This is a genomic window from Burkholderia lata, assembly GCF_000012945.1.
GTDB classification, from domain to species: Bacteria; Pseudomonadota; Gammaproteobacteria; order Burkholderiales; family Burkholderiaceae; genus Burkholderia; species Burkholderia lata.
The window spans coordinates 2,445,516-2,460,916 of the sequence record NC_007510.1; the positions used below are offsets into that span (position 1 = coordinate 2,445,516).

A 15,401-nucleotide genomic window follows, 5' to 3' on the forward strand; every position below is an offset into this window, starting at 1 on the left:
CCGCACGTCAATTTCCGTGATGCATTTTCTTCAACGCATCACGAAAAATTCACGATGCCTGGTCGAGTTCGAATGCCTTGTGCAGCGCGCGGACGGCCAGCTCCATGTATTTCTCGTCGATCAGCACCGAAATCTTGATTTCGGACGTCGAGATCATCTGGATGTTGATGCCCTCTTCCGACAGCGTGCGGAACATCTTGCTCGCGACGCCCACGTGCGAACGCATGCCGACGCCGACGACCGACACCTTCGACACCTTCGGGTCGCCCTGCACCTGCTCGGCGTTCACGTGGCCCTTCACCTGGTTGGTGAGGATGTCCATCGCCTTCTGGTAGTCGCCACGGCCGACCGTGAACGTGAAGTCGGTCTTGCCCTGGACGCTCTGGTTCTGGATGATCATGTCGACGTCGACGTTCGCATCCGCGACCGGGCCGAGGATCTGATACGCGATGCCCGGCTTGTCGGGCACGCCCATCACAGCAATGCGTGCTTCGTCGCGCTGGAACGCGATGCCGGAAATGACTGCCTTTTCCATGGTCTCGTCTTCTTCAAAAGTAATCAGGGTGCCCGAGCGCATTTCTTCGTCGAGCGCAATCAGCGGATCGGTCAGGCTCGACAGCACACGCGTCTTCACCTGGAATTTGCCGGCGAATTCGACCGAGCGGATCTGCAGGACCTTCGAGCCGAGGCTGGCCATTTCCAGCATTTCCTCGAACGTCACGCGATCGAGGCGTCGCGCCTCTTCGACGACACGCGGATCGGTCGTGTAGACGCCGTCGACATCCGTATAAATCAGGCACTCTTCGGCACCCAGCGCAGCCGCGACCGCCACCGCCGACGTATCCGAGCCGCCACGGCCCAGCGTCGTGATGTGACCGTCCGGATCGACGCCCTGGAAGCCCGTGATGATCACGACCTTGCCTGCGTTCAGATCGGCCTTCACGCGCTCGTCGTCGATCGAGTGAATGCGTGCTTTCGTGAACGCGCTGTCGGTCTTGATCGGCACTTGCCAGCCGGCGTAGCTCACGGCCTCGACGCCGATTTCCTGCAGCGCGATCGACAGCAGGCCGACGCTGACCTGCTCGCCGGTCGACGCGATCATGTCGAGCTCGCGCGGGCTCGGCTGGCTCGAAATCTCTTTCGCAAGACCGAGCAGACGGTTGGTTTCGCCGGACATCGCCGAAGGCACGACCACCATCTGGTGCCCGGCCTGATGCCATTTTGCGACGCGTTTCGCGACGTTCTTGATGCGCTCGACCGAGCCCATCGAAGTGCCGCCGTATTTGTGTACGATGAGTGCCATTGTCGTTCTGAACTGGAGGAGAAACCGCACGGGCGCGCTGGGCAGGCCGCGTAGCCGTTCGGTCACGCGGCTTGTGGCTGTGGACGGACGACGAGGGGGACGGCTGGGACGCAACACGCAAGCGTGACGGATTTTGCCCGGAAGGCCGATCAGGCCGCGCAAACCGGGTACGTCACGCGGAAAACCTGCACAAATCGCTCAAAAATCGAGCCGAGCAAACGACCGAGCGTACCCGATAGAGGCCCGCTTGACAAGCCGCTCGCGGCGTCCGGGGCCGTTCCGGCGCTGTTTACCAAATGGTGAAAATGCGCGCGCCATCGCGCCGCCGTCAGCCTGCCGCCGTCATGCGATCAGCAGGTCCGGACGCCACTCGATCCGGCGCCATGCGCCATCACCGGACGCCCCGCCGTCGGACAAGCCGGCATCGCGATTCACGCCAAGGCGCGGCACGTAGATCAGCGAGTCACCAGCGAACAGCAGCGGCACGTCGCGCTGCCAGGCCGGCACGCCACGCTCCTGGAACAGGTTCTTCAGCGTACGGCCCGGGCCGCCCGGCGACGTGCGCATCCGCTCGCCGCCCGCGCGGGCGCGCGCCGCCAGCCGCGCGCCACGCAGCAGCGTCTCCGGCACCGCGTCGGCGCTTCCCGCATCGGCCGGCGCGAACACGAACGTGCCGCGCCAACCCGGCAGGTGCCAGATCTCCTGCCCGTCCCACGCGAGCATCGATTCCGGATGCGGGCGCCCAGTGCCGTCATCGGCCGGTTCGCTGCTGTCGCCCGCTTCCCAGTAGACGACATCGCGATACAGGCGCAGGCATTGCCCCGCGTGATCGACGCGCAGCGCATGCGCGACATTGGTGGCACGTAGCTGTCGCATCATGTTGGCGAGCCGGGCGGCCGACGCACCCGGCAGACCGAGCCGGCGCATCCAGAAGCGCAGCAGGTTCGCGCCGCGCGTATCGTCGAACGCGACCAGTGCGTCGCGCGACAGCGCCTGCCCGTCATCGCGCGCGGCAGCGGCGAAGTCGAGTTCGGCCAGATCGTCGAGCAGTCGCTGTGCGGCCGCCGCGTGCTGGGCCGCCCGGCCGAGCGCGTCGCGAAAGCCCGGGAAATGCACGGCCAGCGCCGGCAGCACGTCGATGCGCAGCGCATTGCGCGCGTAACGCGTGTCATGGTTCGATTCGTCGTCGATCCATGCCAGGTCGTGCTGCGTCGCATAGCGCTCGAGTTGCGCCCGCAACAGTCGCAGCAGCGGACGCACACGCTCGACGCTCACGCCGTCAGGGCGGTAACGCGGCGCCATTGCGGCAAGCCCCGCGATGCCCGCGCCGCGCAACAACTGCAGCAACACGGTCTCGGCCTGGTCGTCCGCATGCTGCGCGAGCCATAGCGTGGCCACGCCATGGCGTTCGCACATCTCGTCGAGCGCCGCATAGCGTCGCTCGCGCGCCGTCGCCTCGACACCGAGGCCGCTGTCGCGCGGCACGTCGACGTGCATCGACTCGAATGCGACACCGAGCCGGGCCGCACTCGCCTCGGCATGCGCAACCCACGCGTCGGCATTCGCACTCAGCCCGTGATGCACGTGCAGCGCGACGCAGCGCGACGCGCCCGCGACGCGCACGGCCGCGTCGAGCAGCACCGTCGAGTCGAGGCCGCCGCTGTACGCGATCGAGATGCGTGCATCGGGCGCCATGCCGGAAAGCGCAACGCCGACCGCGTCGAGGACGACGCGGTCGGCGGAGAATTCGGTTGGCGGAATCACGAGAGGAACGCGCGCGCAGCGGCGCGCAAATGGAGGACGCAGCCGGTCATGCGCCCGGCGTGGTTTCCTTGAACTTGCCGTAGGCCATCAGGCGCTCGAAGCGGCGCTCGCGCAGCGCATCGATGCTCATGCCCTGGAACTGGCGCAGCGAATCGGCCAGCGCACGGCGCAGCAGCGCAGCCATGCCCTTCGGATCGCGATGCGCGCCGCCGAGCGGCTCGTTGATGATCTTGTCGATCAGGCCGAGCGCCTTCAGGCGGTGCGCGGTCAGGCCCAGCGCTTCCGCTGCTTCCGGCGCCTTCGCGGCGCTCTTCCACAGGATCGACGCGCAGCCTTCCGGCGAGATCACCGAGTAGGTCGAGAATTGCAGCATCATCACGGTGTCGGCCACCGCGATCGCGAGCGCGCCGCCCGAACCGCCCTCGCCGATCACCGTCGTGATGATCGGCGTCTTCAGTTCGGCCATCACGTACAGGTTGCGGCCGATCGCCTCCGACTGGCCGCGCTCTTCCGCGCCGATGCCCGGGTACGCACCCGGCGTGTCGACGAACGTGAAGATCGGCAGACCGAACTTCTCGGCGAGACGCATCAGGCGTTCGGCCTTGCGATAGCCTTCCGGACGCGGCATCCCGAAGTTGCGCGCGGCGCGCTCCTTCGTGTCACGGCCCTTCTGATGACCGATCACCATGCACGGATGGCCGCCGAAGCGCGCGAGGCCGCCGACGATCGACACATCGTCCGCGAATGCGCGGTCGCCGTGCAGCTCGTGAAAGTCGGTAAACAGTTCCGCAACGTAGTCGAGCGTGTACGGACGCTGCGGATGCCGCGCGATCTGCGAAACCTGCCACGGCGACAGGTTCGCGTAGAGGTCTTTCGTCAGTTGCTGGCTTTTCTTCGACAGCCGCTCGATTTCTTCCGAAATGTCGACAGCCGAGTCGTCCTGCACGAATCGCAGCTCTTCGATCTTGCCCTCGAGTTCGGCGATCGGCTGTTCGAAATCCAGAAACGTGGTCTTCATGTGTTCGAATCCTTGGGTCTTGCGGCAGCGCGTATTCTACCCGCGCGGGCGACGCTCAAAACCGGCTCTCAACTATTGATGTTTAAAACCCGATAGCCGCCGCTCAGGCGTCGGCGTCGGGCGCATCGAGGCTGCGCCACATGTACCAGGTCGCGACGGTGCGCCACGGTTCCCAGTTGGCCGCAACCTCGCGCGCCTCACTGCGCGTGACGGGTTCCCCGCTGAAGTAATTGACACTGATCGCGCGGATCAGGCCCGGGTCGTCGAGCGGCAGGACGTCCGGCCGCGACAGGTTGAAGATCAGGAACATCTCGGCCGTCCAGCGGCTGATGCCGCGGATCTGCGTGAGTTCCGCGATCACGTCCTCGTCGTCCATCGACGTCCATTTGTCGACGTGCAACGCGCCCGACACGAAATGCTGCGCGAGATCGAGGATGTATTCCGTCTTGCGCTTCGACAGCCCGCACGCGATCAGCTTGTCCGCGCCGAGCCGGATCACCGGCTGCGGCGCGAGTTTCGGACAGGCATCCCCGATGCGTGCCCACAGCGACTGCGCCGACGGCACCGAAATCTGCTGGCCGACGACCGAGCGCGCGAGCGTGACGAACGGGTCGCCGCGCTTCACGAGATGCGCGGGACCGAACTTCGGAATCAGTTTCTTCAGGATCCGGTCGCGCTTGACGAGGTCCGCGCATGCCTTGTCCCAGTAAGCAGGACGCACGACGACCTCCTCGCCGTCCGTTTCGGACGCACGGGCCTTGCGGGCCGCGTCGGCAGCCGGCAGCGCAGCCGCCGGCTGCGCATGACCGTTGAGCGCGCCGTTCGGCACGGCGCGCGTCGCGTCCGTCTTCGCCGGCGGCACGCGCTTGGCTGCCGGACGCGCGGCGACCGGGGTCGCGCGCCTGACCGGCGCTTTTCTGGCCGTTGCCATCTTGCCTCCTACCTGACGGATCGGTCAGTGGAACGCACCGCGCTCATACGCGACGCCATTCGGTCGATCCGCCCGGTTTGTCTTCAAGTGCGATACCGGTCTCGAGCAGTTCCGCCCGGATCCGGTCCGCTTCGGCATAGTCCTTCGCTTGCTTCGCCGCGACGCGCGCGGCGATTTTCGCTTCGATCTCGTCGGCGGCGAGCCCGCCCGCCTGCGCGGCGCCGGACGCCTGCTGCAGGAACGCGCGCGGTTCGCGGCCCAGCAGGCCGAGCAGGCCCGCCAGCTGTTTCAGTTGCCGCGCGAGCGATGCGTCGCGCGTGCGATTCACCTCGCCCGCCAGCTCGAACAGCGTCGCCACCGCGACCGGCGTGTTGAAGTCGTCGTTCATCGCGGCCGCGAAACGCTGCGCGTGCGGCTCGTTCCAGTCGAGCGCGAGCGTGTCGGCTTCAACATCTTTCAGTGCGGTGTAGAGACGCGTGAGCGACGCACGCGCATCGTCGAGATGCACGTCGCTGTAATTGAGCGGCGAACGGTAGTGCGTGCGCACGATGAAGAAGCGCATGACTTCGGCATCGTAGCGCTCGAGCACTTCGCGGATCGTGAAGAAGTTGCCGAGCGATTTCGACATCTTCTCGTTGTCGACCTGCACGAAGCCGTTGTGCATCCAGTAATTGACGAACGTCTGGCCGGTCGCGCCTTCGCTCTGCGCGATCTCGTTCTCGTGGTGCGGGAATTGCAGATCCTGCCCGCCACCGTGGATGTCGAAATGCTCGCCGAGCAGCGTGCAGCCCATCGCCGAGCACTCGATGTGCCAGCCCGGGCGACCCATCCCGTACTTCGACGCCCACGACGTGCCTTCCGGATCTTCCGGCTTCGCGCGTTTCCACAGCACGAAATCGAGCGGATCTTCCTTCGCGTCGTTCGCGGCGACGCGCTCGCCGGCGCGCAGATCGTCCAGCGACTTGCCCGACAGCTTTCCGTAGTTCGCGAACTTGCGCACCGAGTAATTGACGTCGCCGTCGGTCGCCTGGTACGCGTAACCGTTCGTCTCGAGCGTCTCGATCATGCCGAGCATCTGCGGAATGAACTCGGTCGCGCGCGGCTCGATGTCGGGCCGCTGGATGCCGAGCGCACTTTCGTCGTCGTGCATCGCGCCGATGAACCGGTCGGTCAGCGACTTGATCGTCTCGCCGTTCTCGACCGCGCGGCGGATGATCTTGTCGTCGATGTCGGTAATGTTGCGCACATACGTGACCCGGTAACCGATCGCACGCAACCAGCGCTGGACGAGGTCGAACACGACCAGCATGCGCGCGTGGCCCACGTGACAATAGTCGTATACGGTGATTCCGCATACGTACATCCGCACTTCGCCGGACTGGCGCGGCACGAAAACTTGCTTGTCACGCGCGAGCGTGTTGTAGATGCGCAGTGATTCCATAGAGATGAACCGTGAGCCGAAGGAAACCGCCCTGGCGAAGCTCGCCCAGCATGCGAAACGGACGGACCATCTGCTGCGGCACCAGGCCGAGCGTCCTCGATATCACATGGGGCGGTCAGGCTGCAAGCACAGCGGTGACGGCCACGAGAGGCAAAGAAAGACTGTCTGCCGCTCGCCGGAACGCGCAGACGTTTTGTTAGAATGGCTCGGAGTATAACATTCCGATTTACGCCTATGAAACCTCATCGCGGCCGCGCGCAGAGCGCTGCGACCCTCGTTGCGACCACCGTCATGGGCGTCGCGCTGACGCTTTTCGCGGTCCCCGCGGCGCATGCGCAGAAGGCCCCGGCCACCGCCGACGGCACCCCCGAAATCGACGCGTCGATCGCCGGCAAGCAGTGGAAGCAGGCGCTCGCGCAGCTCGACGCGCGCATCGCATCGAACCCGCACGACGTGCAGGCGCAGTTCAAGCGCGGCACCGTGCTGGCCCGCCTGAACCGCGATGACGACGCGATCCAGCAGTTCGTCGCGATCACGCAGGCGTACCCCGAACTGCCCGAGCCGTACAACAACCTTGCGGCGCTTTACGCGAAGCATGGCCGTTACGACGAAGCGCGCACCGCGCTCGTCACGGCGACGCAATCGAACCCGAGCTACTCGCTCGCGTACGAGAACCTCGGCGATCTGTACCTGCGCCTCGCGGCCGAGTCGTACAAGCGTGCGCAATCGCTCGGCCGCACGAGCGGCGCGACCGCGCAGCGCCTCGCCGATCTCCAGAAGATCGTGTCGCCGTCGAAGGCCGCGCCGAACGCCCGCGCCGCCGCACCGACCACGCGCGACTACAGCGACCGCGCAGCCGCGAACGTGGGCACCACCACGCTGCCGATGTCGCCGACGTTCCAGTTCAGCGGTCCGTCGGGCGCACTGGCGGCGCCGTACGTCGCGCCGTCGCAATAAGCGGCGCGGCCTTCTTTCCCTCCCAACCTGAGGATCGCAATGAAACGTCTGTTGCTGGCGCTTGGCGGCGCCGCCCTTCTCGCGACCGCGACCGCACCTGCGTTCGCGCAATCGGCTACCGCGCACCCCGTCGTGCAGCTGAAGACCTCGCAGGGCGACATCCGCGTCGAGCTCTACCCGGAGAAGGCGCCGAAGTCCGTCGCCAACTTCCTCGATTACGTGAAGGCCGGCCAGTACAACGGCACGATCTTCCATCGCGTGATCAAGGGCTTCATGATCCAGGGCGGCGGCTACAAGACCAACTTCGAGGAGAAGCCGACCCGCGCGCCGATCCCGCTGGAGAGCCGCAATGGTCTGAAGAACCTGACGGGCACGATCGCGATGGCACGCACGAGCGATCCGAACTCGGCCACCGCGCAGTTCTTCATCAACACGGTCGACAACAGCGGCCTCGACTACCCGAACCCGGACGGCAACGGCTATGCGGTGTTCGGCAAGGTCGTGTCGGGTCTCGACGTCGTGAAGAAGATCGAAGGCGTCGCGACGACCTCGCGCGGCCCGATGCAAGACGTGCCCGCGCAACCGATCGTGATCGAATCGGCCAGCATCGTCTCGAAGTAAGAACCTGCCGGCACGTCCGGCGCCACACGCGGCCGCGTCGCACGACCGGCCGCGTGCCATTTAAACCGCCTCACCGAAGGAATTCATCATGGTTGAACTGCATACGAACCACGGCGTGATCAAGCTCGAGCTCGACGCCGCGAAGGCACCGAAGACGGTCGAGAACTTCCTGAACTACGTGAAGAAGGGCCACTACGACGGCACCGTGTTCCATCGCGTGATCAACGGCTTCATGATCCAGGGCGGCGGCTTCGAGCCGGGCCTGAAGCAGAAGCCGACCGATGCGCCGATCGACAACGAGGCGAACAACGGCCTGAAGAACGACAACTACACGGTCGCGATGGCGCGCACGAACGATCCGCACTCGGCGACCGCCCAGTTCTTCATCAACGTGAACGACAACGACTTCCTGAACCACTCGTCGCCGACGCCGCAAGGCTGGGGCTACGCGGTGTTCGGCAAGGTCGTCGAAGGCCAGGACGTGGTCGACAAGATCAAGGGCGTCAAGACGGGCAACGCTGGTTTCCACCAGGACGTGCCGGCTGACGACGTCGTGATCGAGAAGGCCGTCGTGGTCTGACGCGCAGTATACGGAGGCACTTCGATGTTGCAGGAGAGTCCGCCGCGAAGCGTCTCCGCGGGCGTGCCGGGCGAGCGCGAATACGCGCAAGCCGCACGCCCGTTCCTGTTTCTCTCCGATCTGCACCTGAGCGAAGCGATTCCGAAGACGGTCGCCGCGTTCGAGCATTTCGTGAAATACACCGCCGACAGCGCCGACTCGGTGTTCATCCTCGGCGACCTGTTCGAATACTGGATCGGCGACGATATCCTCGACGACGATCCGTTCGCGGCCCGCATGGCCGCGCTGATGCACACGTTCTCGGAGCGCGGCATTGCGCTCTACGTGATGCACGGCAACCGCGATTTCCTGCTCGGCCGGCGCTTCATGAAGGCAGCCGGCGCGATGCTGCTACCCGACCCTTCGCTGATCATGGCGTTCGGCCAGCGCATCGTGCTCGCGCACGGCGACGCGCAATGCACGGCCGACCGCGGCTACCAGTTGTTCCGCCGCTTCGCACGCAACCGCGTCGCGCAATGGCTGTTTCTCGCGTGGCCGTTCCGCTGGCGCCGCGCACTCGCGCAACGCATGCGCTCGAACAGCGAAGCAGGCCGGATGCGACCTGCTTCGGCGATTTACGATGTCACGCGTGAAGGCGTGGCCGCGCTGTTCCGGAAAAGCCGTGCGAGCGTGATCATTCACGGCCATACGCACCGCCCCGCGCGGCACATGGAACCGGGCGGCATCCGCTGGGTGTTGCCCGACTGGGATCTCGACCACGGCAAGCCGCGCGGCGGCTACCTGCGCGTCGATGCGGAAGGCATCCACGCGATGCCGCTGGACTGACACCGCCGCTGCCTGCGCACCGGCCGGCAGCCGCCGGCCTCCATCGCATTACGCCTGGCGTTCGACCGACTTGCCTTCCAGCACGGCCGACAGCCGGCGCAGGTCGAGACGCGCCGCATCGGCGCCCTGCAGCGTTTCCAGGTGCGTGCCGAGCCGCTCGAGCGCGGCGACGATCTCGTCGACGCGGCGGCTTTCCTTCGCCGCATGATCGATCAGTCCGTGAATCGCAAGCGACATCGGATCATCGGCATTCGGCGTGATCCCGTATGCGCAGAACGCCGCACGTTCGGGCTGCGGCTTCGGCTGCGCCGGCATCACGACGCGCGCCGGATTGCCCACCGCCGTGCCGCCTGCCGGCACCGGCTTCACGACGACCGCGTTCGAACCGATCTTCGCACCCGCACCGACCGTGAAGCCGCCGAGCACTTTCGCGCCCGCACCGACGATCACGCCGGCCTCGAGCGTCGGGTGGCGCTTGGCGCCGCGCGTGAGCGACGTGCCGCCCAGCGTCACGCCCTGATAGATCGTGCAATCGTCGCCGACGATTGCCGTCTCGCCGATCACGACACCCATCCCGTGATCGATGAACACGCGCCGGCCGATCGTCGCGCCGGGGTGGATCTCGATCCCCGTCATGAACCGGCCGGCCTGCGACGCGAAACGCGCGAGCCAGTAACGCTTCGCGCGCCAGCATGCGTGCGCGAAACGATGCAGCAAGAGCGCATGCAACCCCGGATAACAGGTCAGCACTTCCCATGCACTGCGAGCGGCGGGATCCCGCTCGCGAATCGTTGCAACGTCTTCGCGCAGTCTCGTGAACATGATGTGGTCTGGGAAAAGGCCGGCGCGCATCGCCGACAATGACCGGCCGTTATCGCGCCGGGTAATTTACTTATGACGTTTGGCGATTGTAGGGCGAGTTGCGCAGAGCCGCACGAGCCCGCGCGTTCACCCCGCCGCCGGCGCGGGTATTCGGGCGGAACGCTCGCTGTTGCCGGGTTTGCGGGGTAGTCGACCGGGTGGCGCGATCGGCCCCGGCGCTTCCGGCGGCCGACCCGGCACCTGCCGACGGGGCGATTGCCCCGCGTGCAGGGACATTCGGCACCCCGTGCGCCGACCGCTTACGCGTCGCCGTCGGGCTTGCCCGATTTCAGCAGGATGTGCTTCGCGACGCCGCGCAGGATGTTGACCTCCTCGCGCTCGAGACCCGTGCGCGCGAACAGGCGCCGCAGTCGCGGCATCAGCTTCTTCGGGTTGCGCGGATCGAGGAAATCGAGCGCGATCAGCGCGTTCTCGAGATGCACGTACATCCGCTCGATCTCGTCGCTCTGCGCAAGCGTGCCGGCTTCGCCCGACGGTTGCGCCGACGGCTCGCTCGCGTGCTCGAGAAACGCGACACGCAGCTCGTACGCGAGCACCTGCACGGCCTGCGCGAGATTCAGCGAACTGTAGGCCGGGTTCGCGGGGATATGCGCCAGCGCGCTGCACTGCTCGACATGCTCGTTCGCGAGGCCTGTGCGCTCGTTGCCGAACACGAGCGCGATGTCGCCGGTGCCGACCTGTGCGCATGCCTGCGTGGCAGCGGCACGCGGCGCCAGGCGCGGCGGCCCGTATTCGCGCGTGCGCGCGGTCAGCGCGATCGACCAGTGAACACCGGACAGCGCGTCGCCGAGCGTCGGCACGACATGCGCGGACGCGAGGACATCGTCCGCGCCGCTGGCCATCGCGATCGCCTCGGGATCGCTCTGCACGTGCGGCACGCGCGGCGCGACCAGCACGAGACGCGAGAAGCCCATCGTCTTCAGCGCGCGGGCGGCCGCCCCGACATTGCCGGGATGGCTCGGCTCGACGAGCACGAAACGGGTGGACGTGAAGCCGCCGGACGGCGGCTGGGACGAGGCCGCGCCCGGCTCGGACGGCGCGGCGGTGATCTGCGGGGTTTCCACTACGATACGACTCGGTTCATCAGAATGGCAGTATGGTATCGCCATCGCCGCGGCAAACCCACTCGTCCGGACGGATAGTGGGGGTTTCCCCGTACTCCGGTCGCCTGAAACCGCCGGAAATCGGGTAAAATCATGCCTTTACGCGCCGCACATCGTGCGACGCGGGTCGTACCCCGTTCTTTGTCAATTCGCGTCTCATCTCGCCTGCCACGCTTGCGCCGTGCCGGGCGGTTGTTCCACTTCGTGGCGGCCCGTGCCGTCAGCTACAGGATCCAGGCTCATGCATCCCATGCTCAACATTGCTGTCAAGGCTGCGCGCCGCGCCGGACAGATCATCAATCGCGCGTCTCTCGATCTCGACCTGATCGAGATCCGCAAGAAGCAGCAGAACGACTTCGTCACCGAAGTGGACAAGGCCGCCGAAGACGCGATCATCGAGACGCTGAAGACCGCCTACCCCGACCACGCGATCCTCGCGGAAGAATCGGGCGAATCCGAGAACGAATCCGAATTCAAGTGGATCATCGATCCGCTCGACGGCACGACCAACTTCATCCACGGCTTCCCGTACTACTGCGTATCGATCGCGCTCGAGCACAAGGGCGTCGTCACGCAGGCTGTCGTCTACGACCCGAACAAGAACGACCTGTTCACGGCCACCCGCGGCCGCGGCGCGTACCTGAACGACCGCCGCATCCGCGTCGGCCGCCGCGACCGCCTGTCGGACGCACTGGTCGGCACGGGCTTCCCGTTCCGCGAAAAGGACGGCCTCGACGCCTACGCGCGCCTCTTCACCGAAATGACGCAGGCCTGCACGGGCCTGCGCCGTCCGGGCGCAGCCGCACTCGATCTCGCGAACGTCGCGGCCGGCCGCCTCGACGCGTTCTTCGAACAGGGCATCAACGTGTGGGACATGGCAGCGGGCAGCCTGCTGATCACCGAGGCCGGCGGCCTCGTCGGCAACTACACGGGTGACGCCGATTTCCTGCATCGCCATGAAATCGTCGCCGCGAACCCGAAGATCTACGCGCAGATGATCCCGATCCTGAAGGGTTACACCCGCGTGCATCCGGCGGCGGAGTAAGCCCCGGCCGCGCCCGCGTGGCGCGGCTTTCGCGCATACCGCACGCAGGCATCGTCATGACGGCGCGCCGTTCGCCTCCCGGTTGCCGGGAGGCGGGACAATCTTCCCGCACAAGGGTCGCTTCGTGCGCCTATCCTGAAGTTGCTTGAGTTGTTCGGGCCGGCCAGCGTACTGCCGCTCGCACCGCCTTCCCCGCAATGACAATGAATGGTTTGCGTCCGGCATCCCCACACGGCGAACAACACCGCCGGCCCGCCGGCCCCCGCCCGTATCAACACCGCCACGACGCCGTGGCAATCGCATCCGAGTCCCCATGTTACGGCTAAGCGAAATTAAACTCCCCCTCGACCATCCCGAGAGCGCGCTCGAGGCCGCGATTCGCGAGCGCCTCGCGGAGCTTGGCGTGGCCGCGGACGGCCTCCTCCGCTACACCGTGTTCCGCCGTGCGCACGATGCGCGCAAGCGCGCCGACATCAAGCTCACGTATATCGTCGATGTCGAAGTCACGGACGAAGCGGCCGCGATCAAGCGCCTCGCCGGCAAGCCGCATTGCGGCGTGACGCCCGACATGGCGTACCACTTCGTCACGAAGGCGCCCGAGCACGGCAATTTCCTGCGCCCGGTCGTGATCGGCATGGGGCCGTGCGGCCTGTTCGCGGGGCTGATCCTCGCGCAGATGGGCTTCCGCCCCATCATCCTCGAACGCGGCAAGGCCGTGCGCGAGCGCACCAAGGACACCTTCGGCCTGTGGCGCAAGAGCGTGCTCAACCCCGAATCCAACGTGCAGTTCGGCGAAGGCGGCGCCGGGACGTTTTCCGACGGCAAGCTGTACAGCCAGATCAAGGATCCGAACCACTATGGCCGCAAGGTGCTGGACGAATTCGTCAAGGCCGGGGCGCCGGACGACATCCTGTACCTGAGCCGGCCGCACATCGGCACGTTCCGACTCGTCAGCATGGTGGAAAAGATGCGCGCGTCCATCCACGAGCTGGGTGGTGAAGTGCGTTTCGAAACGCGGGTCGACGACATCGAGATCGATCAGGGCAAGGTCCGCTCGCTGAAGCTCTCGAACGGCGAAACGCTGCAATGCGACCACGTGGTGCTGGCCGTGGGCCACAGCGCGCGCGATACCTTCCAGATGCTGCACGATCGCGGTGTCTATATCGAAGCCAAGCCGTTCTCGCTGGGTTTCCGCATCGAGCATCCGCAGGGGCTGATCGATCGCAGCCGCTTCGGCAAGTTCGCGGGCCACAAGCAGCTCGGTGCGGCCGACTACAAGGTGGTGCACCACAGCAGCAATGGCCGCGCCGTCTACAGCTTCTGCATGTGCCCCGGCGGCACGGTAGTCGCGGCGACCTCCGAGCCGGGCCGCGTAGTCACCAACGGCATGAGCCAGTACTCGCGGGCCGAGCGCAATGCGAATGCGGGCATCGTCGTCGGCATCACGCCGGACGACTATCCCGGCGGCCCGCTGGCGGGCATCGCGTTCCAGCGCAAATGGGAAGAGCGCGCGTTCGAACTCGGCGGCGGCGATTACCGCGCACCGGGCCAGTTGGTCGGCGATTTCATCGCCGGCCGGCCGTCGACGTCGCTCGGCTCCGTGGAGCCGTCGTACAAGCCGGGCGTGAACCCGACCGATCTCAGCACCGCGCTGCCGGACTACGTGATCGAAGCGATTCGCGAAGCCCTCCCCGAGATCGACAAGAAGATCGCCGGCTTCGCGATGCATGACGCGGTGCTCACCGGTGTCGAGACGCGTACGTCGTCGCCGATCCGGATTCGACGCAAGGACGATTACCAGAGCATGAACGTCGAAGGCTTGTATCCGGCCGGTGAAGGTGCGGGGTATGCCGGCGGTATTTATTCGGCGGCGATCGACGGGATCGAAGTCGCGCAGGCGGTGGCGCTCAGCATGGCGTCCGCGCAAACCGCCTAAGGCGCCGGACAGCATCGGCGCGCAGAGATCGCGCATCGCGTGTGGCCTGCCCTGGCGGGCCGCACGCGGATGATGCAGCAGTACTTATTGCCATATCTGATAAGGCTCCGCCTACAAAGCCACCCCAAAACCCGTGCCAGACCTGTTCAGGATCGGCAGTGCTCGTACTCGGTAGCGCGGCTGGGAGACCTACGCTCCCGGCATGCAGCCATCTTGTGATTGAACGTGCGCAGACCGCCGCACTTTGCCGCTGACGAAAGCGGCATCACTGGCTGCCGCTGACTTCCCGCTTGGAAAGCCAGTGCAATCGCGAATGCCAATATCAGTCCGTCGGTAGCATCTGTGGATTCCAGACTATCTCCCACAGATGGCCGTTGATATCACGAAAATATCCAGCGTAACCGCCGTAGAACGTGTCGTGCGGAGCCTTGATGATCGCTGCGCCTGCACGCTCTGCCGCATCCATCGTCTCGTCGACCTCCTTCCGGCTCAAGACATTGTGTCCTATCGTGAAGGCCGTAGGCGAGACGGGCTGCTTCGGCAGGCCCGTATCATGAGAAATATCGTCCTGCGCCCAGAGCGCGAGCTTCAGGCCGCCCGAGAGATCAAAAAAGGCAACTGCGCCATGCTCGAACTCGCGACCGATGATGCCTTCAGTCGGAAGACCGAGACCGTCACGATAGAAGGCGAGGGATTGTTCGAGATCGGCAACGCCGAGGGTGATAACTGAGATTCGAGGTTTCATGTCCATACCCATGCTATTGGCGCCTGCACAATACAGGCATCCTGATAGTCTTGGGCCGTTGCGGAGCGCAACGGAAGGACCCGCTGAGCGGGGGCCGGGCCAACCTTCCCGAGCCTAACCTGTTTTAGACGAAACTTAACTATATTCGCGCGAATATGCCGGGTCAATACGGCGTTCTCAAGGCAGCCAACGTTGCGAGAACACGGGTACGCCCGGGCACGATGTTCTGAATTGTGTCCGCATCGCGATA

General features: G+C 65.7%; 14 protein-coding genes. 6 read left to right on the forward strand and 8 right to left on the reverse strand.

Annotation, left to right across the window (positions count from 1 at the left end; genetic code table 11):
* Nucleotides 1–49 precede the first annotated feature (49 nt).
* The 5 genes from BCEP18194_RS17010 to cysS form a co-directional block, all read right to left on the reverse strand.
* Nucleotides 50–1,303 (reverse strand): aspartate kinase, encoded by a 1,254-nt coding sequence (locus BCEP18194_RS17010; protein WP_011352511.1) that lies wholly within the window; start codon nt 1,301–1,303, stop codon nt 50–52.
* Nucleotides 1,304–1,645: 342 nt separating this feature from the next.
* Complete coding sequence (tilS, locus tag BCEP18194_RS17015; protein WP_011352512.1) at nt 1,646–3,067, reverse strand: tRNA lysidine(34) synthetase TilS; 1,422 nt, start codon at nt 3,065–3,067, stop codon at nt 1,646–1,648.
* A 46-nt stretch (nt 3,068–3,113) separates the two neighbouring features.
* Complete coding sequence (locus BCEP18194_RS17020; protein ID WP_011352513.1) at nt 3,114–4,085, reverse strand: acetyl-CoA carboxylase carboxyltransferase subunit alpha; 972 nt, start codon at nt 4,083–4,085, stop codon at nt 3,114–3,116.
* A gap of 103 nt (nt 4,086–4,188) precedes the next feature.
* Nucleotides 4,189–5,016 (reverse strand): DNA-3-methyladenine glycosylase family protein, encoded by an 828-nt coding sequence (locus tag BCEP18194_RS17025; RefSeq protein ID WP_011352514.1) that lies wholly within the window; start codon nt 5,014–5,016, stop codon nt 4,189–4,191.
* Nucleotides 5,017–5,059: 43 nt separating this feature from the next.
* On the reverse strand, nt 5,060–6,457 hold the full coding sequence (cysS, locus tag BCEP18194_RS17030; protein ID WP_011352515.1) for a cysteine--tRNA ligase: 1,398 nt from the start codon (nt 6,455–6,457) through the stop codon (nt 5,060–5,062).
* A 234-nt stretch (nt 6,458–6,691) separates the two neighbouring features.
* Here cysS and BCEP18194_RS17035 point away from each other — a divergent pair, with 234 nt between their 5' ends.
* The 4 genes from BCEP18194_RS17035 to BCEP18194_RS17050 all read left to right on the forward strand — a co-directional run bounded on the left by BCEP18194_RS17035 (nt 6,692) and on the right by BCEP18194_RS17050 (nt 9,440).
* Complete coding sequence (locus BCEP18194_RS17035; RefSeq protein ID WP_041492886.1) at nt 6,692–7,414, forward strand: tetratricopeptide repeat protein; 723 nt, start codon at nt 6,692–6,694, stop codon at nt 7,412–7,414.
* A 39-nt stretch (nt 7,415–7,453) separates the two neighbouring features.
* Nucleotides 7,454–8,035 (forward strand): peptidylprolyl isomerase, encoded by a 582-nt coding sequence (locus BCEP18194_RS17040; RefSeq protein ID WP_011352517.1) that lies wholly within the window; start codon nt 7,454–7,456, stop codon nt 8,033–8,035.
* Nucleotides 8,036–8,123: 88 nt separating this feature from the next.
* Entirely contained in the window at nt 8,124–8,615 is a 492-nt protein-coding gene (locus tag BCEP18194_RS17045; protein ID WP_011352518.1) for a peptidylprolyl isomerase, read from the forward strand.
* A 24-nt stretch (nt 8,616–8,639) separates the two neighbouring features.
* Nucleotides 8,640–9,440, forward strand: coding sequence for a UDP-2,3-diacylglucosamine diphosphatase (locus BCEP18194_RS17050; protein ID WP_011352519.1), 801 nt, complete (start codon nt 8,640–8,642; stop codon nt 9,438–9,440).
* Nucleotides 9,441–9,488: 48 nt separating this feature from the next.
* Here the strand turns inward: BCEP18194_RS17050 and cysE are convergent, their stop codons facing one another.
* Together cysE and BCEP18194_RS17060 are read right to left on the reverse strand one after the other, a co-directional pair.
* Nucleotides 9,489–10,292, reverse strand: a complete 804-nt coding sequence (cysE, locus tag BCEP18194_RS17055; RefSeq protein WP_011352520.1) for a serine O-acetyltransferase — start codon at nt 10,290–10,292, stop codon at nt 9,489–9,491.
* Nucleotides 10,293–10,561: 269 nt separating this feature from the next.
* Nucleotides 10,562–11,386, reverse strand: coding sequence for an RNA methyltransferase (locus BCEP18194_RS17060; protein ID WP_041492888.1), 825 nt, complete (start codon nt 11,384–11,386; stop codon nt 10,562–10,564).
* A gap of 280 nt (nt 11,387–11,666) precedes the next feature.
* On the opposite strand from BCEP18194_RS17060, the gene BCEP18194_RS17065 reads away from it, so the two are divergent.
* Nucleotides 11,667–12,470, forward strand: a complete 804-nt coding sequence (locus BCEP18194_RS17065; RefSeq protein WP_011352522.1) for an inositol monophosphatase family protein — start codon at nt 11,667–11,669, stop codon at nt 12,468–12,470.
* Nucleotides 12,471–12,783: 313 nt separating this feature from the next.
* The gene (locus BCEP18194_RS17070; protein ID WP_011352523.1) at nt 12,784–14,406 is read left to right on the forward strand and encodes an NAD(P)/FAD-dependent oxidoreductase; all 1,623 of its coding nucleotides are present in this window, start codon (nt 12,784–12,786) and stop codon (nt 14,404–14,406) included.
* A gap of 322 nt (nt 14,407–14,728) precedes the next feature.
* On the opposite strand, the gene BCEP18194_RS17075 is transcribed toward BCEP18194_RS17070, so the two are convergent.
* Nucleotides 14,729–15,151: a VOC family protein gene (locus tag BCEP18194_RS17075; protein WP_011352524.1), complete on the reverse strand. Its 423-nt coding sequence runs from the start codon at nt 15,149–15,151 to the stop codon at nt 14,729–14,731.
* Nucleotides 15,152–15,401 lie beyond the last annotated feature (250 nt).

What these genes read in the sequence shown, in the direction of transcription:
- BCEP18194_RS17010 (WP_011352511.1), bottom strand. Translation starts at nt 1,303, where the DNA reads ATGGCACTCATCGTACACAAATACGGCGGCACTTCGATGGGCTCGGTC.
- BCEP18194_RS17020 (WP_011352513.1), bottom strand. Translation starts at nt 4,085, where the DNA reads ATGAAGACCACGTTTCTGGATTTCGAACAGCCGATCGCCGAACTCGAG.
- BCEP18194_RS17025 (WP_011352514.1), bottom strand. Translation starts at nt 5,016, where the DNA reads ATGGCAACGGCCAGAAAAGCGCCGGTCAGGCGCGCGACCCCGGTCGCC.
- cysS (WP_011352515.1), bottom strand. Translation starts at nt 6,457, where the DNA reads ATGGAATCACTGCGCATCTACAACACGCTCGCGCGTGACAAGCAAGTT.
- BCEP18194_RS17035 (WP_041492886.1), top strand. Translation starts at nt 6,692, where the DNA reads ATGAAACCTCATCGCGGCCGCGCGCAGAGCGCTGCGACCCTCGTTGCG.
- BCEP18194_RS17040 (WP_011352517.1), top strand. Translation starts at nt 7,454, where the DNA reads ATGAAACGTCTGTTGCTGGCGCTTGGCGGCGCCGCCCTTCTCGCGACC.
- BCEP18194_RS17045 (WP_011352518.1), top strand. Translation starts at nt 8,124, where the DNA reads ATGGTTGAACTGCATACGAACCACGGCGTGATCAAGCTCGAGCTCGAC.
- BCEP18194_RS17050 (WP_011352519.1), top strand. Translation starts at nt 8,640, where the DNA reads ATGTTGCAGGAGAGTCCGCCGCGAAGCGTCTCCGCGGGCGTGCCGGGC.
- cysE (WP_011352520.1), bottom strand. Translation starts at nt 10,292, where the DNA reads ATGCGCGCCGGCCTTTTCCCAGACCACATCATGTTCACGAGACTGCGC.
- BCEP18194_RS17065 (WP_011352522.1), top strand. Translation starts at nt 11,667, where the DNA reads ATGCATCCCATGCTCAACATTGCTGTCAAGGCTGCGCGCCGCGCCGGA.
- BCEP18194_RS17070 (WP_011352523.1), top strand. Translation starts at nt 12,784, where the DNA reads ATGTTACGGCTAAGCGAAATTAAACTCCCCCTCGACCATCCCGAGAGC.
- BCEP18194_RS17075 (WP_011352524.1), bottom strand. Translation starts at nt 15,151, where the DNA reads ATGAAACCTCGAATCTCAGTTATCACCCTCGGCGTTGCCGATCTCGAA.